20 protein-coding genes and 1 pseudogene are annotated in these 25,771 nt (G+C 62.1%); 12 read left to right on the forward strand and 9 right to left on the reverse strand.

Translation table 11 applies throughout. The features are described from left to right. Nucleotides 1–345: 345 nt before the first annotated feature. From NMB96_RS01820 to NMB96_RS01850, 7 genes and pseudogenes are all read right to left on the reverse strand, one after another. Nucleotides 346–558: pseudogene (locus NMB96_RS01820) on the reverse strand (hypothetical protein); the annotation flags it as partial. A 266-nt stretch (nucleotides 559–824) separates the two neighbouring features. Further along, entirely contained in the window at nucleotides 825–2,522 is a 1,698-nt protein-coding gene (locus NMB96_RS01825) for a type IV secretory system conjugative DNA transfer family protein (protein WP_023905163.1), read from the reverse strand. A 292-nt stretch (nucleotides 2,523–2,814) separates the two neighbouring features. After that, the gene (gene rodA, locus NMB96_RS01830; protein ID WP_023905164.1) at nucleotides 2,815–3,933 is read right to left on the reverse strand and encodes a rod shape-determining protein RodA; all 1,119 of its coding nucleotides are present in this window, start codon (nucleotides 3,931–3,933) and stop codon (nucleotides 2,815–2,817) included. After that, on the reverse strand, nucleotides 3,930–5,990 hold the full coding sequence (mrdA, locus tag NMB96_RS01835; RefSeq protein ID WP_023905165.1) for a penicillin-binding protein 2: 2,061 nt from the start codon (nucleotides 5,988–5,990) through the stop codon (nucleotides 3,930–3,932). Before mrdA ends, rodA begins: the two co-directional genes overlap by 4 nt. Nucleotides 5,991–5,993: 3 nt before the next feature. Continuing rightward, nucleotides 5,994–6,479, reverse strand: coding sequence for a rod shape-determining protein MreD (mreD, locus tag NMB96_RS01840; RefSeq protein ID WP_023905166.1), 486 nt, complete (start codon nucleotides 6,477–6,479; stop codon nucleotides 5,994–5,996). Continuing rightward, the gene (gene mreC / locus NMB96_RS01845; protein WP_255086073.1) at nucleotides 6,476–7,837 is read right to left on the reverse strand and encodes a rod shape-determining protein MreC; all 1,362 of its coding nucleotides are present in this window, start codon (nucleotides 7,835–7,837) and stop codon (nucleotides 6,476–6,478) included. Before mreC ends, mreD begins: the two co-directional genes overlap by 4 nt. A 165-nt stretch (nucleotides 7,838–8,002) precedes the next feature. Further along, nucleotides 8,003–9,049 carry a rod shape-determining protein gene (locus tag NMB96_RS01850; RefSeq protein ID WP_023905168.1) on the reverse strand — a complete coding sequence of 349 codons (1,047 nt, stop codon included), beginning with the start codon at nucleotides 9,047–9,049 and terminating at the stop codon, nucleotides 8,003–8,005. Between the two features lie 276 nt (nucleotides 9,050–9,325). Between NMB96_RS01850 and NMB96_RS01855 the strand changes: the two genes are divergently transcribed. The 3 genes from NMB96_RS01855 (at nucleotide 9,326) to aepX (ending at nucleotide 14,604) form a co-directional block, all read left to right on the forward strand. Continuing rightward, nucleotides 9,326–10,258 (forward strand): carbohydrate kinase family protein, encoded by a 933-nt coding sequence (locus NMB96_RS01855; protein WP_006452026.1) that lies wholly within the window; start codon nucleotides 9,326–9,328, stop codon nucleotides 10,256–10,258. Between the two features lie 347 nt (nucleotides 10,259–10,605). Next, nucleotides 10,606–12,579 (forward strand): sigma-54-dependent Fis family transcriptional regulator, encoded by a 1,974-nt coding sequence (locus NMB96_RS01860; RefSeq protein WP_255086075.1) that lies wholly within the window; start codon nucleotides 10,606–10,608, stop codon nucleotides 12,577–12,579. A 1,200-nt stretch (nucleotides 12,580–13,779) separates the two neighbouring features. Next, nucleotides 13,780–14,604: a phosphoenolpyruvate mutase gene (gene aepX, locus NMB96_RS01865; RefSeq protein ID WP_255086076.1), complete on the forward strand. Its 825-nt coding sequence runs from the start codon at nucleotides 13,780–13,782 to the stop codon at nucleotides 14,602–14,604. Between the two features lie 104 nt (nucleotides 14,605–14,708). Here aepX and NMB96_RS01870 read toward each other — a convergent pair whose 3' ends face one another. Next, a complete protein-coding gene (locus tag NMB96_RS01870) occupies nucleotides 14,709–15,689 on the reverse strand; it encodes an IS5 family transposase (RefSeq protein WP_183086603.1) in 981 nt (326 codons plus the stop codon). 27 nt (nucleotides 15,690–15,716) lie between these two features. On the opposite strand from NMB96_RS01870, the gene NMB96_RS01875 reads away from it, so the two are divergent. Both NMB96_RS01875 and NMB96_RS01880 read left to right on the forward strand, forming a co-directional pair. Continuing rightward, nucleotides 15,717–15,908, forward strand: coding sequence for a hypothetical protein (locus NMB96_RS01875; protein WP_255086077.1), 192 nt, complete (start codon nucleotides 15,717–15,719; stop codon nucleotides 15,906–15,908). After that, nucleotides 15,905–16,654 (forward strand): thiamine pyrophosphate-binding protein, encoded by a 750-nt coding sequence (locus NMB96_RS01880; protein WP_255086078.1) that lies wholly within the window; start codon nucleotides 15,905–15,907, stop codon nucleotides 16,652–16,654. Before NMB96_RS01875 ends, NMB96_RS01880 begins: the two co-directional genes overlap by 4 nt. Before the next feature lie 104 nt (nucleotides 16,655–16,758). Here the strand turns inward: NMB96_RS01880 and NMB96_RS01885 are convergent, their stop codons facing one another. After that, complete coding sequence (locus NMB96_RS01885; RefSeq protein WP_183086593.1) at nucleotides 16,759–17,739, reverse strand: IS5 family transposase; 981 nt, start codon at nucleotides 17,737–17,739, stop codon at nucleotides 16,759–16,761. A gap of 99 nt (nucleotides 17,740–17,838) precedes the next feature. Here NMB96_RS01885 and NMB96_RS01890 point away from each other — a divergent pair, with 99 nt between their 5' ends. Genes NMB96_RS01890 through NMB96_RS01920 form a run of 7 tightly spaced genes read left to right on the forward strand, consistent with a single transcriptional unit; the run spans nucleotide 17,839 to nucleotide 25,717 of the window. Next, nucleotides 17,839–18,285, forward strand: coding sequence for a thiamine pyrophosphate-dependent enzyme (locus NMB96_RS01890; RefSeq protein ID WP_255086079.1), 447 nt, complete (start codon nucleotides 17,839–17,841; stop codon nucleotides 18,283–18,285). Between the two features lie 59 nt (nucleotides 18,286–18,344). Beyond that, a complete protein-coding gene (locus NMB96_RS01895) occupies nucleotides 18,345–19,235 on the forward strand; it encodes a diiron oxygenase (protein ID WP_233366533.1) in 891 nt (296 codons plus the stop codon). Beyond that, nucleotides 19,232–19,957: a phosphocholine cytidylyltransferase family protein gene (locus tag NMB96_RS01900; RefSeq protein WP_255086080.1), complete on the forward strand. Its 726-nt coding sequence runs from the start codon at nucleotides 19,232–19,234 to the stop codon at nucleotides 19,955–19,957. Before NMB96_RS01895 ends, NMB96_RS01900 begins: the two co-directional genes overlap by 4 nt. A gap of 10 nt (nucleotides 19,958–19,967) precedes the next feature. Beyond that, nucleotides 19,968–21,986: an asparagine synthase (glutamine-hydrolyzing) gene (asnB, locus tag NMB96_RS01905; protein ID WP_255086082.1), complete on the forward strand. Its 2,019-nt coding sequence runs from the start codon at nucleotides 19,968–19,970 to the stop codon at nucleotides 21,984–21,986. Next, nucleotides 21,892–23,460, forward strand: a complete 1,569-nt coding sequence (gene phnY / locus NMB96_RS01910; RefSeq protein WP_255086084.1) for a phosphonoacetaldehyde dehydrogenase — start codon at nucleotides 21,892–21,894, stop codon at nucleotides 23,458–23,460. Before asnB ends, phnY begins: the two co-directional genes overlap by 95 nt. Then, nucleotides 23,460–24,296, forward strand: coding sequence for a sulfite exporter TauE/SafE family protein (locus NMB96_RS01915; protein ID WP_255086086.1), 837 nt, complete (start codon nucleotides 23,460–23,462; stop codon nucleotides 24,294–24,296). The genes phnY and NMB96_RS01915 overlap by 1 nt, the downstream gene beginning before the upstream one ends. Further along, nucleotides 24,278–25,717: a hypothetical protein gene (locus tag NMB96_RS01920; RefSeq protein ID WP_255086087.1), complete on the forward strand. Its 1,440-nt coding sequence runs from the start codon at nucleotides 24,278–24,280 to the stop codon at nucleotides 25,715–25,717. The genes NMB96_RS01915 and NMB96_RS01920 overlap by 19 nt, the downstream gene beginning before the upstream one ends. Nucleotides 25,718–25,771: the final 54 nt, after the last annotated feature.

Raw genomic sequence — 25,771 nt, forward strand, 5'->3', positions numbered from 1 at the left:
CTCACCCAAGATGGAATCCAAGCAATCTTCTAGGTTCCATATTGCAATTTCAAGAGGAGGAGTGACCAATGACGGACTATCCACCGACTCTTTGAGGGCCGATTTCAGTCTATCCATATATTCAGGGTATTCCTGAAAAATTTTCTGCAACCCTTCGGGAACGGGAGGATATTCGCCAATCGAGCCAGATGAAGGAGAATTTTCCTGTGTCATTTGAACATCCTGAGCGGTGCGCTGGCTTTGACCATTGGGATACTTCGAACTTGGGAAGCCAAAATAATCCATCAAGTTCTGCCCCTTCCATGCGCCCTTAGCGGCGCTGTGAAGCATAAGCAGATGCGTTGACCTCGCTAGTGCGATTGCCTCTTGGTCACCTGTTTGCTCCGCAATGCGCAGCTTTTCGCGTGACTCGTCAATGAAAGTATCGATACAGCCCTCGATCGCCCAGATCGCAAACTCCAACGGAGGGGTGATCGGCGATGGCTTATCGACCGACTCTTGGAGGGCGCTTTCCAACCGCGCGATGTGATCGGGGTAATCCTTGAAGCTTTCGCGCAAGCCTTGTGGCACTGGCGGTCGTTTGCCGACCGAATCAGGGGAAGAATCGTTGGTCTGAGTCATAAGAGCATCCTGATTGAGGCCTTGCATTGGACGTGGAAAATTGGGCTTACGCTTAGGTTTTTCTACGGATGCACTTGGTTGCAATTGCCCCAACTGCTGCACAGTGCGCGCATTGATTAATGCCAGGTCGCGCAGCAGCTGTTGACTGTGGCTGCCATCAGCCTTCAATCGACTTTGAGGCTTATTGGAAGGTGTGCTATCACTCATGCAAGCGCCATCTGTAAGGCTTCGATCTTCACCTTCGGCAACAAGCGCTTGGTGAAATACGCGTCTTCGTAATACTTGATCTTCTCGCAGAGCACCGGACTTGGGATGCCTTCATAGAGGAAGACTTCCTTGTCAAAGCCCATCGCCTTCAACTCTTGCGGCAGCATCAATGCGCGGCGTTGCGCGGTTTCGGAATAGGACACACTGCTTTGCTTGCCACTGGTGTGCGACTTGTTCTTCTTGCGCACTGTGGTGTAGCCGAGCATGTCCGAGTAGTCGTTGGCGTCTTGCTGCTCGCGCGGGGCATAGACGATTTGCAACGCATGGTTGGTGATGATGGTTCGCGAGACATCCTTGCCATAGGTCGCGTCTAACTGCGCCATGCTCTGGATGATCGGCAGCAAGCGAATGTTGTAGCCAGCCATGTAGCTCACCGCGCTTGCAATGATGTCGACCCGGCCAATTGCCGTGAACTCATCCATCAGCAGCAAGCACTGGTGCTTGAGCGCCGGGTTGTTTTGCGGCAGCTCTTTGGTGTTGAGATTGATGAGCTGACTAAACAGCAAGTTGATCAACAAGCGGCTTTCGGCAAGCTTGTTCGGCTGGATGCCGATGTAGATGCTCATCTTCTTCTTGCGCACATCGGTCAGCAAAAAGTCGTTATCGCTGGTTGATGCATCCAGGATCGGATTGATGAACTGGTTGAGCGGCTCCTTGAATGTGCCCATGATCGAGGCGAAGGTCTCTTCGGCTTGCGAGAGCAAATTGTCGAACGCCATCTTGGCGTCGCGGCCCAGGAAGTCGCGCTGCGAGAGCTTTTTGAGATAGCCCTTCAAGTCGCTCCCATCCCCAGACGACACGCGATAGAGCATCCCAAGGGTTGGGAACATCCAGGTGTCTTTCGGGTGCTTGCGCTTGATCTGATCGTCCAAGCTATCGAACAAATAGAGCGTAAACGCCATGAAGGCGTTGCGGGCTTGGCTCACCCAGAACTTCTGGGCGTCGGAGCCATCCGGGTAGAGCATCGCCGCAACACTCATCAGATCCGACACGCGAAACGCGGGATCCGGTGAGATATAGCTGAGTGGGTTCCAGCGGTGGGTGCGCCCGTCTTCGGCAAAGGGGTTGAACAAAAAGACCTCTTGGCCTTGGCTCTTGCGCCAACCCGAGGTCAGGTCGAAATTTTCTTGTTTGATGTCCAGGACCACCACCGAGCCTTGGTAGTCGAGCAGATTGGGAATGACGATGCCCACGCCCTTGCCCGAACGCGTGGGCGCGGCCAGGATCACAAACTGCTGGCCGGGCAAGCGCACCAACTTGCCGCCGTGCTTGCCGACCACGATGCCGGTTGGCGACGGCTTGAGCATGTCTTTCTTGGCCAGATCACTGCCAGAGGCAAAGCGCGCGTCGCCATGCAAGGCGGCGGCCTTTGGCTTGAACAGCGGGATCAGCAGTGCGAACCAGGCCAGGAGTGGCACACCAAAGCCGATGGCGCCGGCCAGCTTGATCTTGGTGGCATAGGGAGCGAACTGCGGGAGGTTGAGCGCTTTGATATAAGACCAGTAGGTGCCAAAGCTGAGCGGCCCAGCCACCTTCAACAGCATCAGGATCAGCTGACCGGAGAGGAGAACCCCTCCGATTAAGGCAAACAGCAAGAGCCCAATGGCGACGCCGATCTTGATCTTTCCTTTCATGATGCGGTGCCTTTCATCCTCGGATCCTTGGCTTTTTCATCAGACAATCGTCTATCAGATTACAGGATCAGCCTACGGCACAGGATCGGTACGCACCGCCACAAAAGCTTGGGAACCTGATTACTCATATCGAGTAGAACGCATACCTAAGCGGTAATTCAGATCGTGGATTACATGCTAGATGTCCCCTCCAGATCGGATCGAGTGCCTTGGCTTTGAGTGGTCCTTGCAATCGACGGTTTGTCGCTAGGCAATGTAATGCTTTGCATCTGCCTGCATACCCAGGCCTAGCTCAATACCCATGCACCGGACGATGCGCCTTGACCGCCATCACCAGGCCCAATCCGGCCAGCAGCGACACCGCCGAGGTGCCGCCGTAACTCATCAGCGGCATCGGCACGCCCACCACTGGTAATAGGCCGGAAATCATGCCGCCGTTGACCAGCACGTAGACGAAGAACGCCAACCCGGTGGCACCGGCCATTAGCCGCGAATAGGTGTCGCGCGCTTGCGAGGCGATCCATAGGCAGCGGCCGATCACGATCAGATACAAGGTCAGCACGGTAGCCACGCCGATCCAGCCGAATTCTTCGCTGAGCACCGAAAACGCAAAGTCGGTGGTCTGCTCGGGAATGAAGTTCAGATGCGATTGCGAACCCAGTCCCCAGCCCTTGCCGTCGAAGCCGCCGGAGCCAATCGCGATCTTGGATTGAATGATGTTCCAGCCCGCGCCCAGCGCATCGTTTTCCGGGTTGAGAAACATCATGATGCGGTCCTTCTGGTATGGCCGCAGCAGCCAGAACCAGGCCACCGGCGCGGCCGCCGAAACACCGCCCACGCCCACCGCCACCCACCACCACGGCAGCCCAGCCAACAGCAGCACGAACACGCCGCTGGCGGCGATCAGCACGCCGGTGCCGAAGTCCGGCTGCAGCATGATCAGGGCAGTGGGCACGCCGATGATCATGCAGGTGACCAGCACCGTGGAGATGCGCGGCGGCAGCGGCATGCGATGCAGATACCAGGCCGCCATCATCGGCAGGCTGATCTTCAACAACTCGGCCGGCTGCAGGTAAAACAGTTTCAGATCCAGCCACTGGCGGCCGTACTTGCCGGTGCCCAGCGCGAACACCGCCAGCAGCGGCAGCATCGACAAGCCGTAGACCCACGGGGTCCAGGCGCGCAGGCGCAGCACCGACATGCGCGAAATGCCCCACATCGCGGCCAGGCCGATGACGAAGCGCACGCCCTGCGCCATCACCAGATGATCGCCGTTGGCGGCGCCGCCGGCGCTCTTGAGCACCGACAGGCCGATCACCATCAGCGCACCCAGCGCCAGGCACAGCACCCAGTCCAGGCTGCGCGTGAAGCGCGCCACCATGTCCACCAGCCAGCGCAGGATGTCACTCAATGGTCGATCTCCTGGACCGCATCGGGCACATCCGGCACCACCGGCTGCGCCGGCGTGTTGGGGTCCAATGCCACGGCGGTCTGGCCGATCACCACCGGCAACTCGGCCAGCGTGGCCGCGGCCGCATCGCCGGCCTGGCGCGCATCGGTGGCGCCGGCCTCGAACTGGTTGACGCCTACGGCGGTCATGCCGAGCTCGCTGTCCAGCGGCTCCAGGCCGGCGGGCATCTTGCCCAGCAGCCAGGCGTCGAAGATCTTGCGTGCGATCGGCGCCGCCGAGCTGGTACCGAAGCCGCCACCCTCCACCGCCACCGCCACCGCGATCACCGGGTTGTCGGCCGGTGCGAAACCGACGAACAGGCCGCGGTGACGCAAATGCATCGGCAGGCTGCGCGGATCCACCGCGGCTACGCCCCTGCGGCTGACCACCTGCGCGGTGCCGGTCTTGCCGGCCATCAGGTACGGCGCGCCGGGGGTGATGGCATACCCGGTGCCGCCGGGGCGCATGGTGTCCATCATGCCCTCGCGCACCACCTGCACATGCGCCGGATTCGGGCTGATCGGCTTGCCCGGCGGCTGGATCATCGGCTGCCAGGGGTGATCGAAGCCGGTGCGCTCTTCCAGCACCAGATGCGGGCGCTGCAACAGGCCGCTAGCGATCCCCGAGATGCCGCGCACCAGCTGCAGCGGGGTCACTTTCCAGTCGCCCTGACCGATGGCGATATTGACGGTGTCGCCGGGGTACCAGCGCTCCTTGCGGGTTTTGTACTTGTAGGCCGGCGACGGCAGAATGCCGCCGATTTCGCCGAGCAGGTCCACTCCAGTGGGCGCACCGAAGCCGTACCCGCCCATGTAGTGGTCGAAGCGCTCGATGCCCATGTCCACCGCCAAGCGGTAGTAATAGGTATTGACCGACTGGGCGATCGACTTGCGCAGATCGGTCCAGCCATGCCCGCCGCGGTGCGAGTCGCCCCAGCCGCGGCTGACGCCGGGCAGGTAGAACATGCCGGTGGACAACACCCGGTCTTCCGGCCGACGCAGGCCGCTATCCAGCCCGGCCAGCGCGATCAGCGGCTTGAGCGTGGAGCCCGGCGCCACCCCGCCCAGCACCAGCCGGTTGAACTGCGGCCGCGACGGGTTGTCGTTGAGCATGCGGAAGTCGGTGTGCGAGATGCCGTTGACGAACAGGTTGGGGTCGTAGCTGGGCAGGCTGACCATGCCCAGGATCTCGCCGGTGCGTGGGTCCATCGCGATCGCCGCGCCTTCGTGCTCGCCGAACGCCGCCACCATCGCGCGCTGCAGATCGGCATCCACCGACAGCCGCAGGTCCGCGCCCGACTGCGGCGCGACCCGGCCGACGGTGCGGATCGCCCGGCCCTGTACATTGGTTTCGACCTGTTCGTAACCGACCTGGCCGCGCAGATCCTGCTCGTAATAGCGCTCCAGCCCGGACTTGCCCATGTGGGTGAGCGCAGCATTGCCCTCGCCCAGTACCGCCAGATCTTTTTCGTCGATGCGGCCAACGTAGCCGATGATGTGCGCAAACAACGGGCCGAACGGATAGCGCCGGGTCAGATACGGCTCCAGCTCCACGCCGGGAAAGCGCCAGCGCTCCACTGCAAAGCGCGCCATTTCCTCATCACTCATGCGCAGCTTGAGCGTCACCGGCAGAAAGCTGCGGCGCGCCTTGCGCTCACGATTGAAGCGTTCCAGATCCTCGGGCGCGATCGGGATCACCTTGCCCAGCGCGGCGAGCATGGCGGCCATGTCGGTGACCTTGTCGGGGGTCACATCCAGGCGAAACGCCGGCACGTTCTCGGCCAGCAGCCGGCCGGTGCGGTCGTAGATCATGCCGCGCCCGGGCACCACCGGTTTGGGCTTGATGCGGTTGGCTTCCGAGCGGGTGGCGTAGACCTCGTGGTCGAGCACCTGCAGCTTGAAATACCAGCCGCCCAGGCCGACCAGGCACACCACCACCATCACAAAGCCCAGCACCGCACGCCGGCGGAACTGCTCGGCCTCCGCGTGCGGGTTCTTGGGGTGACGACGCCCATGCATGGCTTACTTCTTGCTCCGCTTGCCCAGCCGCACCGCATCCAGCAACACGAACAGCGGCGGCCACAGCGCCATGCCCAGCAGCGGCGCCCACCAGTAACTCCACGGCAGGGTCGGCTCGCCGACGGCCAGATGCACCGCCGAGGAGACGATGCGGTCGTTGAGCAGCAGCCCGCCGATCGCCAGCGCCTGCTGCGAGACCGGAAAGAAGCGCATCCGCGCGCGGAAGCGCTGCAGGATGAAGGTCAAGATCACCAGCCGCAGCGCCTGCTCGCCGAGCAGCCCGCCGTACAGCAGATCGGCCAGCACGCCGGCCACGAAGGCAATGCCCAGCCCGACCCGGTCCGGCTCCTCGATCACCCAGTACGCCAGCACCAGCGCCAGCCAGTACGGCCGCAGCGGCTGCACCACCAGCGGCAGCGGCAGCAGCCCCAGCACCAGCGCGATGACGAAGCTCGCCGGCAGGATCCAGGTGTTGCGCATGCGGGTCATTGGTCCGTCTCCGGTGGAGACGGGCGGGAATCGGGAGTCGGGAGTGGGGAATCGGTAGGAGCGGTGTTCTGCGGCGGCCGCGCACCGCTCGCACGGCCAGCTGGCGTCTGCGTGCCGCTGCCATTCCCTGTTCCCGCCGCCCGCACGCCCTGAGACGAAGCCGGACGGGAATCGGGAATCGGGCTGTTGGATGCGTTCGACGCGGGGGGGCGGGCCAGCGTGGTGGACGGACGGACGGACGCTGGCGCGCGGGCCGGCTGCGCGCCGGGCACAGCAGATGTCGACGCGGACCGTGCACGCGGCGCGCTGCCGGTGCCCGATGCCGCTTCGGCCGTCGGGCGTGCCGGATCAATCGCCGTGTTGGAAACTCCGGCCGCCGGCGTGCGTGGTGTTGCGGTCACCGGCGCACTCGCTGGCGCGCTGGCCGCAGCCGCCTCGACACTGTTGCCGTTGCTGTTGCCGTTGCCGTTGCGAATCCCATCTCCCGACTCCCCACTCCCGGCCCCAGGCACCACCCGCAGCGGTTTGCCGGCGCGCAGCAACAACACGTCGCGGCCGCGATCGAGCTTGGCGGCGGGGGTCAGTTCGCCGACCAGGAAGGCGTGGGTGTCGTCCGGATGCAGCTCGGAGACCTTGCCGACCGGGAAACCCGCCGGGAAGCGGCCACCCAGGCCGGAGGTGACGATCTCGTCGCCCACCTGCACGCCGGCGCTCAGCGGGATGTCGCGCAATTCGAGCCGGTCGCCGCGGCCGTAGACGATCAGCCGCACGCCGTTGCGCGCGACGCTGACCGGGACTGCGTGGTCGGGGTCGGTGAGCAACAGCACGGTCGAATGCAGCGGGGTGACTTCGATCACCTGGCCCATCAGGCCGCCGGCATCGATCACCGCCTGGCCCATCAGCACGCCATCGCGGCTGCCGGCATCCAGCAACAGGCGCTGGCGGGTCGGGTCCAGGTCGATATCCAGGATCGGCGCCAGCTGTACGTCCAGGCCGCGCCGCTCGGCCACGTTGAGCAATTCGCGCAGCTGCGCGTTGTCCAGCGCGGCGGTCTGCAGCCGGGTCAGGCGTGCATTGGCCACCAACAGCTGATTGCGCAGCGAGCGGGTTTCTTCCACCAGCTGCGCGTGGGTGGCGGCGTTGTCGCGCACCTGCGAACCGATCCGCCCCGGCAGCCCGGCCACCGCCCAGATCGGCTGGATCAGCAGATTGGCCTGCATGCGCAGCTGGCTCAGCCAGCTACCGCGGCTATCGAGCGCGATCAGCACGATCGCCAGCACCAGATAGACCAGCAGGCGCAGCGTGGAGGTGACTTCGCCAGGACGGGAGGCGACGGGAGGACCGGCGTAGGAGGGCACTTTAAGGCCGGGATTTGAGAGTCGGGATTGGGGATTCGAGGAGCGGTCGGCTGCCCCCGATACGACTAAGCGTTAGACAAACAGGGCTGTACCGCAATCGGTCAAGGCCGAAGGCCGGGACACGCGTTGCGAATCCCCAATGCCGACTCCCGAATCCCGAAAGCTTCACTCCGGCGCGAAGAACTCGTTGCCGTGCATGTCCACCAGCTCCAGCGCACGGCCACCGCCGCGCGCCACGCAAGTGAGCGGGTCGTCGGCCACCTGCACGTGCAGGCCGGTTTCTTCGGAGATCAGGCGGTCCAGGTCGCGCAACAGCGCGCCGCCACCAGTGAGCACGATGCCGCGCTCGGCGACGTCGGCACACAGTTCCGGCGGGGTCTGCTCCAGCGCCAGCTTGACCGCGGAGATGATGCCCGACAGCGGCTCGTGCAGCGCTTCGAGCACTTCGTTGGAGTTGATCTTGATCATCTTCGGCACGCCCTCGGCGAGGTTGCGGCCGGAGATTTCCATCTCCTGCACCACATCCTGAGGGTAGGCGCAGCCGATCTGCAGCTTGATGCGCTCGGCGGTGGCTTCACCGATCAACATGCCGTGGTTGCGGCGCACGTAGTTAGTGATCGACTCATCGAAGCGGTCGCCACCCACACGCACCGACTGCGAGTACACGATGCCGTTGAGCGAGATGACCGCCACTTCGGTGGTGCCGCCGCCGATATCGATGACCATCGAACCGCGCGCTTCGGTCACCGGCATGCCGGCACCGATCGCTGCAGCCATCGGCTCTTCGATCAGATACACATCGCGCGCACCGGCCTCTTCCGCCGATTCCTTGATGGCGCGGCGCTCGACCTGGGTGGAGCCGGCCGGCACGCACACCAGCACGCGCGGGCTCGGACGCAGGAAGCGCGACTTGTGAACCTTCTTGATGAAGTGCTTCAGCATCGCTTCGGTGTAGGTGAAGTCGGCGATGACGCCGTCCTTCATCGGGCGGATCGTGGTGATGTGGCCAGGCGTGCGGCCGAGCATCTGCTTGGCTTCGGCGCCGACGGCGGCCACCGAGCGCGTGCCGCCGATCGCGCGGTCCTGACGTACCGCAACCACCGATGGTTCGTTCAGTACGATTCCCTGCCCGCGCACGTAGATCAGCGTATTGGCCGTGCCCAGGTCGATGGACAGGTCGTTGGAGAACATGCCGCGGAGTTTCTTGAACATCGGGGGAGCCGTTCCTGAGGAGTCGCGTGCCCTGCCGCCAGAGTGGCGAAAAAATGGGCGAAAAACGAAGTCCACTAGCCTAGCAATCCACCCCGGTGCGAGCAAGGAAAAATCAGGTATTTCGGCCGGGTTTTCATGTGCCGGTCACGCCGGGCATGGCATGCGGTTGTGGCCCTGATCGGTCGCAGCCGTTACCCTTTGCGCCGCGGCGTTCGCGCCGCCCCGCTGCCATGCCCGGCAACTGGCGGGTATTTCCCTACGCAAAGGCCTGACTCGATGTCCGCACTGATCTGTGGTTCCCTCGCCTACGACACCATCATGGTGTTCCCGGACCAGTTCAAGAATCACATCCTGCCGGACAAGGTGCACATCCTGAATGTGTCGTTCCTGGTACCGCGCATGCGCCGCGAGTTCGGCGGCTGCGCCGGCAACATCGCCTACAACCTGCATCTGCTCGGCGGCGCGCCGATTCCGATGGGCACCGTTGGCCAGGACTTCGGCCCCTATCGCGAACACTTCGAAGCGCTGGGCATCGACCTGTCGCGGGTGAAGATCATCGATGATTTGTTCACCCCGCAGGCGTTCATCACCACCGACCACGACAACAACCAGATCACCGCGTTCCATCCGGGCGCGATGATGCGCAGTTACGAAAACCACGTGCGCGACGTGCCCGGCGTGACCCTGGGCCTGGTCGGCCCGGACGGGCGCGAAGGCATGATCCAGAACGCGGAAGAGTTCGCTGCCGCCGGTATCCCTTTCATCTTCGATCCCGGCCAGGCGATGCCGTTGTTCAACGGCCCGGAGCTGCGCCAGTTCATCGAGCAGGCCCAGTACGTAGTGGTCAACGACTACGAATCAAATCTGTTGCAGGAACGCACCGGCTGGGACGAGAAGGACATCGTCTCGCGCGTGCAGGCCTACATCACCACGCAAGGCCCGAAGGGCGCGCTGGTGCATACGCCGGAGAAGACCTACGACATCCCGCCGGCGCACGAGCGCCGCGTGGTCGACCCGACCGGCTGTGGCGACGCCTTCCGCGCCGGGCTGATCTACGGCATCCAGGGCGGCTACGACTGGCTGACGATCGGTCGGATGGGCAACCTGATGGGCGCACTGAAGGTGGAACATCCGGGCACACAGAATCAGCGCTTCGATTTCACCGAGTTCAACGACCAGTTCAAGCAGCAGTTTGGTTACGCGCTCTGAGGCGTACCGCCCTGATCAACGCTTGACCCTTCTCCCATCGGGAGAAGGTGCCCCGCAGGGGCGGATGAGGGTACGAGCGAAGCCACGTGCAGTTCCAACAGCATGAGGCTTCGCACCGTACCCTCACCCCAACCCCTCTCCCGCAGGAGAGGGGCTCGTTGGCCTCACTCGGTATTGAGCGGACGACTACCACATCCGGCACCTGCCATCGCTGGCCATGGCACCCGCATCAGCAATGCAGTTGATGCAACGCAATTTGCTGCAATGCAGTTGCTGCAATGCAGTTTGAGCATCAGCCCGATCTGTGCCTCTACTGACGCTTCGCGCTCATTGAGGAACGCTGGCCCATGTCCGAGCCAAGCGTTGTCGCCGCTACGTCCATCGTCCTGCCTGAGATCGAACCGGATGTGCTCCGGCAGATCCGCCGGCTGCGCGACATCGCCCCGTTGGCCGCGCCACTGTCGCGCTCGTGGCGACGCTGCCTGGACGAGCATTCGCTGTTGCCCGAGGCACCACCCGAAGCGCTGGTGCACGATGCCTTGCACGTGCGCGAGCGCCAGCAGCGTCTGGGCGAGGTGCTGCGCATCGCCAAGGTGGAAATGGAAAACCTCTACGAGCAGATCGCCGGCAGCGGTTATGCGGTGATCTTTGCCGATGCCGAAGCGACCGTGCTGCACAGCGTGCACGACCCGACGCTGCTGCGCGAATTTCGCCAGGCCGGCCTGTTCTGCGGCGCCAGTTGGGCCGAATGTCATCAGGGCACCAATGGGCTGGGCACCTGCGCGGTGGAGCGCACGGCGGTGAGCGTGCACCGTGGCGAACACTATCTGACCCGCCATCTGCCGTTGTCATGCTGCGGCGCGCCGATCCTGGACCCGCACGGCGGTCTGCTGGCGGTGCTGGATGCCTCCACGCCCGATGCGCAGGACGGCAAGCAGATCCAGCGCCACACCGTGGCCCTGGTGAGCATGTCGGCGGCGCAGATCTCGCGCTCGCATTTTCTCAATCAGTTCGGTCACGCTTTCATCCTGCGCTTCCATAGCCGGCCCGAGTTTGCCGGGTTACTGCATGAAGCGCTGATCGCGATCGATACGGACGGCCGTGTGTTGGCGGTCAACGAGGCGGTACTGGAGCAGCTCGGCAAGATCGACCGCAGCCAGCTGGTGGGCCGCAATATTTCTCAGGTGATGCAGCTGGACTTCGACACCCTTGAGCACCGCGCCGGCAGCGATGCCGGCACCTTGTGGTCGATCCGCTGCGCCTGCCACGGGCGGCGTTTCTACGCACTGGTGCGCCCGCCGCGTGCGCGTCCTGCGCTGCCGGCGGTGGGTGGGCCGGCACAGCTGGCGCCGGATACCGAGCTGCAACCCGGCGAGCATGTGGGCTCGGATCCGCGCATGCGCCACAACCTGGCCAATGCGTTGAAACTGGCAGCCCACCGCGTGTCGATTTTGCTGCGTGGCGACACCGGGACCGGCAAGGAGGAGTTCGCCAAGGCAGTGCATCGGGGCTCGCCGTGGGCGAATGGTGCGTTTGTGGCGATCAATTGCGCCGCGATTCCCGAGGCCTTGATCGAAAGCGAATTATTCGGCTACGCACGCGGTGCGTTTACCGATGCCGCGCGCGAAGGCCGCCACGGCAAATTGCTGCAGGCCAGTGGCGGCACGCTGTTTTTGGATGAAATCGGCGACATGCCGTTGCCGTTGCAGAGCCGCCTGTTGCGCGTGCTGGAAGAACAATCCGTCACGCCGTTAGGCAGCGAACGCGCGGTGCCATTGGAACTGCACGTGATCAGCGCCAGCCACCGCGATCTGGCGCAGCGGGTGGCAGCCGGCGAGTTCCGCGAGGATCTGTATTACCGGCTCAACGGCGTGGTACTGCATCTGCCGCCGCTACGCGAGCGCAGCGACAAGGCCGAGCTGATCCGCACCTTGCTGCGCGAAGAAAACAGCGAGCACAGCGTGCGCATCAGCGAAGAAGCAATGCACAAACTGCTGAGCTACGCCTGGCCGGGCAATCTACGCCAGTTGCGCAATGTGCTGCGCACGGCGGCAGTGCTGTGCAGCGATGGCGTAATCCGGCTACCGAATCTGCCGCAGGAAATCGTCGATGCCGGCAGCGCGCCGTGTCTGGTCGATGGCCGCGCGGTGGCGGCCGACGACATGCCCGGCCGCGTCGCACTCGATCAGGCCGAGCGCCTGGTGCTGCAGCAGCAACTCGAACGCCATCGCTGGAACGTCAGCCGCACCGCCGATGCCCTGGGTATCAGCCGCAATACGCTGTATCGCAAGCTGCGCAAGCATGGGTTGGATACGGGCTAAGCGCTGTGCTGCCTGTGGCTAATCGCTGCATCCCGGAGGCAAATGCCGGTGTTCGCCCGAGTGATCACTCGCTGCGATCAGACGTGTCGCTCGACATCTGCGTCCTACGCACTGATTGAACCATTTCGATACGCATGCTTGGGTTAGCGCCGCGTTGCTCCGCTCTTGAAGCGTCCCGGAGCTGGCTTGGATCGACATGATCCCGATCCACTCGGGTCGCTCACGCGAAACCTCACCAGCGCGCCCAGAATCATGTCATCGACTGGCAAATAACAACGGGCGCCAATTTCAACTGGGTTGTCAATCCAAAAAAATCTAGACCCTAGTCGCAATAGAGAGATTCTCGCCTGATTTGACTATTTTTCTGTTGACAGTTAGGTGACAGAAGAATTATCAATAACTCACCGAGCACATCCATACGACACCAACAGAATCTGAACAGATCAGGGACGATGGACAAGAGCAGAGACCGATTTTTGAATAAAAGCACTTGCAAGAGTGCTATCGGTTTCTACTGATATCGGCACCCGTATACACAGGATATTTCCGTGCAACTCCTGATTGCACTGTGGTCGAGTCGAAACGCCATGAAGATATTCACAATGGCCTTCAGCGATGCGCGTACAGCAATGCACGCTCGACATCGACATCGACATAATTATTAAGATGTGTGTGCAACTTTGCGGATGCGATGCCTGAGAGTGGACAGAGACTGCAAGGCAAGTGGCTTTTGACCCGCCGGTCCACATACAGGCGCTCGGCCTCCATACCCTAAAATCCCTCTTCATTTGCTTCTGAACTATAAAGACGCTCCATTGAGCGTCAATGATTCGGACCAGGCAACCTCCTGACCGAGCCAGGCGACTGCATTCGCACCCCGCATGGCGGCAGATCAGTATCACTACGCCATTAGCACGGCAATCGTGACAACTCGCACTGATTTTAATTTGCTCTTACACGTTTTATTTATTCACTTATTTCATTCTTGCGACAGAAAAGATGCAACGTAAATCACGAATTTTTATTTGCGTAGCCAATGGCGCTTACCGCCATTATTTCAGTGAACCGTAAAATTCTGAAAGAACTGATCGACCTCCCCCCTTTGATCCCCTCCGCCAATGCGGCAAGTGGCGCGGGAGGTTTTTCTCCACGATCGGCATATATAAAAAACATAACCAATAAACATATGGAGTTCACTCCTTGAACACCTCAACTCAAAAAATCGATGGGCGTCATCGTGACGCATACCTGGCTTCGAAGCTGCGCGGTCTGCTCACCGGACAGAGCACTTCGTTCCTGATGGAAGCGCATAACGGCTTATCTGCGCGCATCGTTGCCGAAGCAGGCTTCGAGGGGATATGGGCATCGGGCCTGTCCATCTCAGCCTCCTTGGGTGTGCGCGACGCCAACGAAGCCTCCTGGACACAGACATTGGAAGTGGTCGAGTTCATGACCGACAGCACCGATCTGCCGATCCTGCTGGATGGAGATACCGGCTACGGCAACTTCAACAGCGTGCGCAGGCTTGTCCAAAAACTCTGCCAACGCAACGTTGCCGGAGTCTGCCTCGAAGACAAGATGTTCCCCAAGACCAACTCCTTCATCGGCGAGGATCAGGAGCTGGCGGACCCTTCCGAGTTCGCAGGCAAGATCAAGGCTGCCAAGGATAGCCAGAGCAACGACGCATTCTGCGTTGTGGCGCGGGTGGAGGCACTGATCGCCGGGCGTGGGCTCACCGAGGCCTTGAGCAGGGCCGAGCAATACCACGCCGCCGGAGCCGATGCGATCCTGATCCACTCGAAGAAAAGCGACGGTGCGGAGATCCTGAAATTTGCCGAGCACTGGCAAGACCGCTGTCCCTTGGTGATCGTGCCGACCACGTATTACGCGGTGCCGACTCAAGCATTCATCGATGCAAAGATCGCCAGCATCATCTGGGCCAACCACAACCTGCGCGCGTCCGTGGCCAGCATGCGCAGGATCTGCGCGACCATTCACCGGGAGCGTTCGCTAGGGATGGTCTGATCAACGGCATCGGAGGATGAGCCTAACCACATCGACCAGGCTGACGGCGCTCAGATCCTCGATTTTTTTGCCGTTTCCGGCGCGTTTGCAGGGTGTTGCCCGGGTTACAGGCGCACGCTCCCCATCGTCGGCAGTAACTGCTTTCGCTTCATCCACAGGTTCGATAGCGCAAACAAGGTCAGCACCTGCGCGGTGTTCTTGGCCAGGCCGCGATAGCGGACCTTGGTGTAGCCGAACTGGCGCTTGATCACCCGGAATGGATGCTCCACCTTCGCGCGCACGCTGGCCTTGAAGTGTTCCCAACGTCTTTCCCGAGCACGCTCGCGTTTGTTGCCGAGGGCTTGCATCGTCGAGGGCCTGGCGGCGATGAAGAATGCAGCCTTGCAGGCCTGCAGTTCTTCGCGTTTGTCCGCACCGGTGTAGCCGCTATCGCCGAACACGCTGTCTTCTTTGCCATGCAGCAACGTGTGCATCACCGTGACATCGGCGACGTTGGCGGCTGTGCAATGGACGTGGTGCACCAACCCGGAAAATTCATCCACGCCGATGTGCGCCTTCATCCCGAAATACCACTGATTGCCCTTCTTGGTCTGATGCATCTCAGGGTCGCGCGCGTTGTCGGCATTCTTGGTCGAACTGGGCGCCGCGATCAGCGTCGCATCGACGATCGTGCCCGACCGCAGGCTCTGGCCCTTACGCGCCAGATGCGCGTTGACCGCTTCCAGCATCCGCGCGGCAAGGCCATGGGTCTCCAGCAGGCGGCGAAAGTTGAGAATCGTGGTCTCGTCCGGAACGTTGTCCAAGCCACCGAGCTGGGCAAAGCGCCGCAAGGTCGGAATCTCGTGCAGCGCTTCTTCCATCGCCGGATCGCTCAGCGCATACCACTGCTGCAGCAGATGAATCCGCAACATCGTCGCCAGTGCGTACGGCTGCCGACCTGGCCGCCCCGACACGGGATAGTGCGGCGCGATCAGCCCGAGCAGTTGCTGCCACGGAACCACCTGCTCCATCTCGGCCAGAAAGATCTCCCGCCGGGTCTGCTTGCGCTTGCCCAGGCCCTCAGCGTCACCGAACGTCAGTTGCATGGATCACTCCTCAACATGAGGCGGGTAGTGTCGCGTATCTGTGGTGCGTTGTTCAGAGGTTCCCTAAGCGGCATCGAGAAGGAACTGCCACGGGTAAAGGAAATATTCGACCTGGTCGATCAGGACGAACTGACGCAGGCCGAAAGCATCTATCTCCCCAAGAAGGAGAAAGTGGCCGCGCTGGCCAGCAACAGCTACGACGCAGAGGCTGCACGATGATCAACGGCAAGGAATTTGTCGCGACCGCGTCGCGGCTGGGGTTCGATTTCTACACGAGCGTGCCCTGCTCCTATCTGACATCCCTGCTCAATGGAGTCCTCGGCGACCCACATGTGCATCATGTCACCGCAGCCAGCGAGGGCGAAGCCATTGGCATCGCGGCAGGCGCCTATCTTGCGGGGCGCCTGCCAGTGGTGATGTTGCAGAACTCGGGCTTGGGCAACGCTGTCAATCCATTGACCTCGCTCAACCACGTATTTCAGATTCCCTGTCTGCTGATCTGCAGCTGGCGGGGCTCCCCCGGTGTCGCAGACGAGCCCCAGCATGCTGTGATGGGCGAGATCACCCAGAGTCTGCTCGATGTGTTGCGTATTCCGCACGCACGCTTCCCATCCGAACCGGATCAGATCGAGTCCACGCTACGGGCTGCCCATGCCTGCATCCAGCAGACGCGTTTGCCTTACGCGCTGGTCGTGGAACCCAACGTACTCGAAGACGAGCATCTGCTGGCGCAAGCGGTGATCCGAGTACCGGCAGCGACGCGATCGCAGTTCGGAACATCCGAACTGCCGCTACCAAGCAGGGAAGACGCGCTGCGCACAGTGGTCTCCATGACACCGCATAACTCCGCCATCATCGCAACCACGGGCAAGACCGGGCGGGAACTATTCTGCGTCCGCGACGATGCGCGCAATCTCTACCTGGTGGGATCCATGGGATGCGCCAGTGCGCTAGGGATGGTCTGATCAACGGCATCGGAGGATGAGCCTAACCACATCGACCAGGCTGACGGCGCTCAGATCCTCGATTTTTTTGCCGTTTCCGGCGCGTTTGCAGGGTGTTGCCCGGGTTACAGGCGCACGTTCCCCATCGTCGGCAGTAACTGCTTTCGCTTCATCCACAGGTTCGATAGCGCAAACAAGGTCAGCACCTGCGCGGTGTTCTTGGCCAGGCCGCGATAGCGGACCTTGGTGTAGCCGAACTGGCGCTTGATCACCCGGAATGGATGCTCCACCTTCGCGCGCACGCTGGCCTTGAAGTGTTCCCAACGTCTTTCCCGAGCACGCTCGCGTTTGTTGCCGAGGGCTTGCATCGTCGAGGGCCTGGCGGCGATGAAGAATGCAGCCTTGCAGGCCTGCAGTTCTTCGCGTTTGTCCGCACCGGTGTAGCCGCTATCGCCGAACACGCTGTCTTCTTTGCCATGCAGCAACGTGTGCATCACCGTGACATCGGCGACGTTGGCGGCTGTGCAATGGACGTGGTGCACCAACCCGGAAAATTCATCCACGCCGATGTGCGCCTTCATCCCGAAATACCACTGATTGCCCTTCTTGGTCTGATGCATCTCAGGGTCGCGCGCGTTGTCGGCATTCTTGGTCGAACTGGGCGCCGCGATCAGCGTCGCATCGACGATCGTGCCCGACCGCAGGCTCTGGCCCTTGCGCGCCAGATGCGCGTTGACCGCTTCCAGCATCCGCGCGGCAAGGCCATGGGTCTCCAGCAGGCGCCGAAAGTTGAGAATCGTGGTCTCGTCCGGAACGTTGTCCAAGCCACCGAGCTGGGCAAACCGCCGCAAGGTCGGGATCTCGTGCAGTGCTTCTTCCATCGCCGGATCGCTCAGCGCATACCACTGCTGCAGCAGATGAATCCGCAACATCGTCGCCAGTGCGTACGGCTGCCGACCTGGCCGGCCCGATACCGGATAGTGCGGCGCGATCAGACCGAGCAGTTGCTGCCACGGAACCACCTGCTCCATCTCGGCCAGAAAGATCTCCCGCCGGGTCTGCTTGCGCTTGCCCAGGCCCTCAGCGTCACCGAACGTCAGTTGCATGGATCACTCCTCAACATGAGGCGGGTAGTGTCGCGTATCTGTGGTGCGTTGTTCAGAGGTTCCCTAGGTCTGGGGGCTGCGCTCAACACTGATCATCCCGTGATAGTGCTCGATGGCGATGGCGCTGCGCTGATGAAGCTCGGCAACCTCTCCACCATCGGCCGCTATCAACCGGCCAGTTTGATTCATGTGCTGCTGGACAATGGCGTGCATGACAGTACGGGAGGTCAGCCAACCAACTCGGGAAACATCGATTTCCCAAGCGTGGCTGCAGCCTGTGGCTACCGGGCCACCTACGCCTGCCACGGGGATGCCGCGCTGAAACAAGCACTGGATATCGCTTTACACAGTGCCGGACCGCACTTCATCCATTTGCGTATACGACCTGGTTCCATGCATCCGCTACCGCGCCCAACCGTTTCGCCCAGCGAAGTCGGCAGACGATTTGCGGCGCATCTACAGCAGCGGAGGATCTCCACATCCGACGCGGTCGCCCACCCTGCCGCTGCACGCGCCAACACAACCGAGAGGTCGGCGGCGTTATGAACTACCCAATGCCATTCAAAGAATGGGCGCGCCACGCGAAGGTACGCGGCCCGCTACCGATGTACGCACCCGACGCCAATGACTGGCAACACGGATTGCTTTTCACACCCGAACTGGTGTCGTGTCATCGCCATCATCTTGTGCAGGCGCAGGGTCCGGACGCCTTGCGCTGGTTGTTGGCGCAGGCGCTGTACAACAACCTAGAGTTCACACAGGTGTTGGAACATCAGGTGGTCAACACGGCGGTATATCGGATCGCGCGCGGCGACAGCGGATTCGAACTTCCAGAGGGCATGGTCACCGACGCCTGGAACATTTTGGTGGACGAGTCCTACCACGGCAAACTCACCGCCGATCTGGCGCGCCTGGTGCAGGCCCACACTGCAATCCCTGGAACATCGGCCAAGATTCCTGCGTTCTATCAACGCCTGCAACGCGAGTTTGCGCGCGCCGATCCCTCCACCGCCGAGCTGCTGCCACTGTTCTTCTGCTCGATTTCCGAAACACTGATCACCAGGAATCTGGTCGAAATCCCTCGGGATCCGCGGGTGATCGACGCAGTACGTCAAGTCATGAAAGACCATGCGGAAGACGAGAGTAGACACCACCGTTTCTTTGCGAGCTTCATCGCCCATGCCTGGCCGCAGTTGAGCGAGCGACTCAAGCGTCGCATCGGCCCGCTGTTACCCTCGTTCATTGCAATCTTCACCGATCCCGACTTGGTCGCCGTGCGAGGTCAGTTGCACGATATCGGCTTGAACGAAGCGCAAACCGATGAGGTGATCAACGACTGCTACTCGCCGCAGCAGTTGGCGCAGGTCCGGCGTGAGGCGGCAAGAGCATGCATCGGCACGCTACGCAAGGTCAATATCCTGGAAAGTGCGCAGGTCCAGGACGAATGCGTGCGTCTGGGCTTGCTGGACCCTCTTCCTGAGGAGACGTTGCCATGAGGGCGATCATCCTGGCCGCTGGAACAGGCAGCCGGCTCAGAGCGCAGACCGAGCTGCCCAAGTGCCTGCTGACACTGGGGGACAAGTATCTGGTCCAGCATCAGATCGATGCGCTCGTAACGCTTGGCGTCGATGACATCCACGTCATACTCGGCTACCGCAGCGACGACGTGGCCCGGGTACTGCCGCCGCATGTCCATCGTCACGTGTATCCCGGCTTTGCGGACACCAACAACCTTTGGACCCTGGCCGCCTTCGCGACATTGCTTTCCGGCACATGCGTGATTCTGTTCGCCGATGTCTGGGTCGACAGCGATGCGCTGCGCGATCTGGTCAACACCGAGGCGGAGATCGCTGTGCTGGCCGATGGGCGCGCCTGCCTTGAAGGCACGATGCGGGTACTGGCACAGGGCGAGCGACTCGTCGACCTGGGTAGCCATATCGCCGTGGAGCAGGGCGATGGCAATTTCATCGGCATCGCCCGCTTCAGTGCGCGCGCCGCGTCCGCGCTGGGCGAATGCATCGTCGAACGCGTCCGTCGGGGCGAGCTCCAGCAGTCGTATTACACCAGCGTCATCCCCGAACTGCCGGTGGCATCTCCTGCGCTGATCGTGTGGATGGGCGGTCGTCGCTGGATCGAAATCGACTGTGAGGACGACCTGCGCAAGGCCCATCGGCTTCCCATCGCATCCTCCACGCCTGCGCCTGCAGTGCCTGTTTAAAGGAAAAACCATGTGCGGATTCGTAGGTATCTTTCATCGTGACGGTGCACGTTTCGAGCAACACGACATGCTGCATGCGATGAACCAGACCATCGTGCACCGTGGTCCGGACGACGCAGGCATCCATCTCTCCGGCCCGGTCGGTCTGGGCTTCCGGCGGCTCAGCGTTATCGACGTACCGGGCGGCCATCAGCCCATGATCGACGAGCATACCGGCGTGGCGCTGGTGTTCAACGGCGAGATCTACAACTACAAGCAATTGCGCCAACAACTCGAAGCGCTAGGCGCGCAGTTCCGGACGCGTTCGGATACCGAGGTGTTACTGCGCAGCTTCATCCATTGGGGTGCGCAGTGCGTGGAGCGGTTGTCCGGCATGTTCGCATTCGCGGCTTGGGATCCACGCACGGGCACACTGACACTCGCGCGCGACCGCTTGGGCGTTAAGCCGCTGTACTGGACGCAGATTGGCTCGGATTTCGTGTTCGCCTCGGAGGTCAAGGCATTCTTCCAGCATCACGGATTCGAACGGCGTGCCGATCTGGACGGCATCTCGAGCTACCTGAGCTTCCGTCAGCCGGTGTGGGACAACACCTATTTCGAAGGCGTCCACAAGCTGCTGCCCGGCGAGATGCTGGTTGTTACGCCGGCACAGGTGCACCGGCACCGGTACTGGGCGCTGCCCACGCCTATGCCGGAGCAAGGCAGGAGTGAAGCCGATTGGCTGGAGGTGCTCTCCGAGAAGCTCGACGCGGCGGTGCGGCGATGCCTGGTGTCGGATGTTCCACTCGGCGCCTACCTGAGCGGCGGATTGGATTCCAACATCATGGTGGCGCTCATGGCCCGCCATATGACATCGCCTCCGCAGACCTTTTCGGTCGGCTATGGCACGCACGGCTACGACGAAGGCGCCTATGCGGCCGAGGCCGCTGCTGCGGTCGGCGCCGAACATACCCATCTGGTGATCGACCGGAAGGAATACATCGACGGCATGGCACCACTGATCGTGCAGTGCGATGCCCCACTGATGATTCCGCAGATGGTGGCAGGACTGAAGCTCTCGAAGGAGATTCGTCGCCACGTCAAAGTGGCCCTTAGCGGCGATGGCGCGGACGAACTTTTCGGCGGCTACGGGCGGGTCATGCGCTCGCCATTCGACTGGAAGAAGATTGCAGCGGCGCGGCGCGTACTGGGCCCGGCGGCGCAATGGTTGAGCAAGCTGGGTCGAGACCCGTATGGACCTGTCAGCAACCTCGGGTGCGCACGGCAGATCGAGCACTTCTTCAACGTTTACCACTGGATGCCACTGAACGAGAAGATGGCGCTGTTCTCTCCTGATGTACGCAGCCGTCTGAACGGCGACCGCAAAACGCTGGCCCCGTTCGAAGAAGCCTTCGAGCAAACCCGCGATTGTGATCCACACGACAGGGTGTTGCATGTATTCCAGAAAATCCATCTGGGATGCGTGTTGGACAAGGTGGACACCATCGGAATGCTCGCGTCGTTGGAAGGACGCGTACCTTTTGTCGATCATGAGCTCGTGGAGACGTTCGTCCATATGCCGCATCGTCTGAAGATGAAATGGCGCTCCCCGCTAGCGCTGGTCCGCGCACTGGGCACTTCGGCATTCAACGCATCCGAAGTGCTGGATCAGAACAAATATCTGCTGCGCACGTCCGCCCAACGCCTGTTGCCGCCGCATCTTGCGCAGCGCAAGAAAATGGGATTCCCCACTCCGCTAGACGACTGGCTCAAGGCCGGCATGCTCGACGACGCGAAAGCGATCCTGCTCGACCAGCGCTCGCGCGAGCGCGGGCTATTCGATGCCAAACGGCTGGAGCATTTCCTGTCGCATCCGCAATCGCTGGACTACGACTTCTACGGCAAGAAGGTGTGGATGCTGATGAACGTGGAGCTTTGGTTCCGGGGCGTGGTCGATGCCGCGCCGGCTGCAAGCGCTGCGTCACCGTCGCATGCAGTGCCGATCACTGCTGATGCAGATGCTCACAGCGCCCATGCACAGATGCATTGACCGAGAAGAAGGAGCCGACGTGGGCAAGATGCAATTGCGACATGAGCAATGGCGAATCGCCGGTGCACGGGTTGATGGCGCTACCGATCGGTTGGAAGTGCGCTTCCCGTACGACCGGGCGCTGGTCGGAACGGTGCCGTTGGCGCAGGCCGAAGACGTGCGATCTGCACTCGCCCAGGCGTACGCCTACCGTGCGACGCTCACCCGCCATCAGCGGCATACGATCCTGTTGACCGCGCGCGATCTGTTGATCGCACGCACCGCTGCATTCGTGCAGTCGATCGTGGCCGAGAGCGGGCTATGCGTGCGCGATGCCAGCTACGAAGTCGGCCGTGCCGCAGAGGTGCTTCGCACGGCAGCGCATCAGGTGCTGATCGACGATGGCGACATCTACGCATGCGACATTACCCAGAGCGGACAGCAACGACGCGTCTACACACAGCGCGACCCGTTGCTTGGTGTGATCGTGGCGATCACACCGTTCAACCACCCACTCAACCAAGTGGCACACAAGATCGCGCCGTCCATCGCAACCAACAATAGGATGATCCTCAAGCCCAGTGAGAAGACTCCACTGACCGCCTTGCTGTTTGCCGATCTGCTTACCGATGCGGGGCTTCCCGGACCGATGCTGACGGTCATCACCGGTAAACCGGAGGTCATCGGAGACGCGCTACTGACCAGCGAACAGGTGGATCTGGTGACCTTCACCGGCAGCGTCGCCGCAGGCAAGCAGATCGCTGCCCGCTGCGTCTACAAACGACAGGTGCTGGAGCTTGGGGGCAACGACCCGATGATCGTGATGGAAGATGCCGATCTCGACGAAGCTGTCTCGCTGGCAGTGACCGGCGCCTATCGCAACAGCGGGCAACGCTGTACCGCGATCAAGCGATTGCTGGTGCATCGGCAGGTCGCAGATGCGTTCGTGGAGCGCCTGGTGCAGGCCACGCAGGGACTGAAGGTGGGTGATCCGTTCGATCCACAGACGGATCTGGGTACCGTCATCGACGATGCGGCAGCCGCGCAGATCGAACGCCGCGTCGATGCAGCGGCCGCCGCTGGCGCCCAGGTCCTGTGCGGACATCGGCGCAACGGCGCGCAGTACCTCCCCACGGTCGTCGACCACGTCATGCCGACCATGGAGCTGGTGCAGCAGGAGACGTTCGGACCGGTGGCACCGATCATTCGCATCGACTCGATCGACGATGCAATCCGGATCGCCAATGCCAGCGACTTTGGACTATCGTCGGCGCTGTGCAGCAACCGCTGGGACTACATACAGCGCTGCGTGGCCGAGTTGCAGACCGGATCGGTGAACATACGCGAGGTGCCGGGCTTTAGACTCGAGTCCACTCCGTTTGGCGGCATAAAGAGCTCTGGGCTGGGCTATAAAGAAGGCGTTCTGGAAGCCATGTCCGCCTACACCAACGTCAAAACTTACTCGCTTCCCTGGGGCGAAAGGACGGTGGCTTGATGGACAGCATGGGCTGGATCTACCCGCTGTTGATTCTGACCGGTATGCTGTCCGGATTCCTCTCCGGCCTGCTCGGCGTGGGAGGCGGTTTTCTGATGGTGCCGGTCTTCATTGTGTTGTTACCACTGCGGTTCCGGATAGACATCGCCGTCCTGCCGCAGGTGGCAGTGGCCACTGCATTGGCCGCCACCATTCCAGCCACAGCCAGTGCCGTGATCGCGCAGTATCGACGCGGCGCGCTTCCGATTGGCTGGGCGGTACGGCTGGCACCGACCGCCGGCGCCGGCGCCGCCATCGGCGCGATCATCGCAGGCCGCATCCACGGCGTCTGGGTAGCGGCGATCTTCAGTGCGTATGCCGCCTATTTCGGCCTACGCATGATCCGAGGCGCGGGAATGCAAGTGCCGCCTGACGACCCGCCGATACACACCCTCGCCACACGTATGCCGGCGCGTCTGATCGGTGGATTGATCGGGTTGTTCAGCGCGACAGCCGGCGTCGGCGGCGCCAGCCTCACCGTACCGTACGTGCTCGCCCAGCACGACCGCCTGGAGATGCGTAACGCGGTCGCAGTGGGAAGTGCGGTCGGGCTGGCCATCTCCCTGATCGGTGCTCTCACCTTCGTCCTTGGCCCGGTGCCTGCAATGGACGACAGCCGGGGGTTGGTCGGGCTGGTGTGTTGGACAGCCGCCATTGCGGTGGCGCTGCCTGCCACGCTGCTGGCGCCCACAGGCGTCTCTGCCGCCCACCGCTGGCCCACACGCAAGCTCAAGCGGGCCTTCGGCCTGGTCATGTTGTCCGCATCACTGGTGACACTATGGAAGGTGTTCTGCTGATGCCTGCCGTACGCCCCCTGCGCCTGCAACTGTCACGACTCGACCACCCTGACCGCACAATCGAGCAACAGCGGACCGTGCTAACCGCCTCAGCAGTGGTGCATATCATCGATATGCCTGCGGGACAGCGCTGGACCGCATGGGTAACCGGAATAGTGGGCCGCGATGCTCTGCCTGCAGCGCAGATGCAAGCGTTGTCCCAATCGTTTGGCGGCGAGCTGTGCTACGACGCGTTGTCCGATGGCATCGTCTATCGTCGCCAGTTCAGCGCAGAACAGCTTCAGCAGCGCGGCGACGCGGCAATGCAGCAGTTCCTGCACGCACACGCGCAGGCCCGCGCCGCGCTGCTGGCCGATGATCCGCAAACTGGCGATACCCAAGCGCGCCTGAAAGCGCTGGCACACGCGTTGGGCCACGTCGCGCCCGCTGCGCTCACCGTGCGCAACGGCGATGCCGATGCAATGGCGGCAGGGTTGTTGAACGCGGTGAATGCAGCAATATTCGATGTCCGCCTGGCACGCCCGCTGCACACCACCGAAGCCGACGCGCTCGCCGCCCTGCTCGCCTGGGTGGAGGACACGCTTGGCGCTGCGCCTTGCGTTCTGAGCATCCGCAATGCTGTCCGCGTGCAGGTCGAAATCGTGGCATCGCGGGACAGGCTTCCGGAAACCTGGCAACTGGCGCATCACGATGCTGCCATCCCCTATCTGTTCATGGATGGCGAATGCCATGAATCGTCGTGGGGAAAATACTATTTCGAAAACGAGTTGGGCTATATGGTTGGCTGCCTGCGCGCCTTCGGTGCTCTGATGGAAGCACACGATCGGATCCTGGATGCGCATCTGCTCTGCCAGCTGCACGACCTTGCGGTGGCCGATGTCTTCAAACGCAGCTCGCCTCCGCTGCGTGAGCGGTTCCAGTCGGGCTACCGAGCGCAGCCGGTCGAATTTGCACTAAGCCTGGGGCGCAACTGCTCGGCCCAGGGACTAGCAGAGTTTCACCGCTCCGCGGCCGCCACCGACGGCTGGATCGAGGTCGAACCGCCAACGCGCGGACAACCCGGACGATTGCTCGCACAGACGCGCAGTCCCGCTCTGTGCTTCGACAAGGCACAAGACATCCTGTCGCAATATGCCGCTCAGGTGCCCCCGCCCTCGAACTGCCGCCAGCGTGCCGAGCTAGACGATGCGACGATGCACGCCATCGCGCAGTGCTGTCAGCAGCTCAACCAGCACCATCTGTTCGCCGAAGCCAACATTCGTACGATTGGCTTTTTGTGCTTGAACAAACTCCTACTCGATCAGGGCGTAGCACCAACTATCCTGGAGTATCCCAAGGTGCTGGATATGTGCTCGACCGCCGACATCATCGCAGCTATCCGCCAGGGCCAGCATCGCTTCCAGGCATTGCAGGCGGCCTGACGGCATCAGGCCACACGCTGCTGCCTTCCATTGCCACCTCCCACGACCAGGAAC

Source organism: Xanthomonas hortorum, assembly GCF_024339125.1.
Taxonomy (GTDB): Bacteria; Pseudomonadota; Gammaproteobacteria; order Xanthomonadales; family Xanthomonadaceae; genus Xanthomonas; species Xanthomonas hortorum.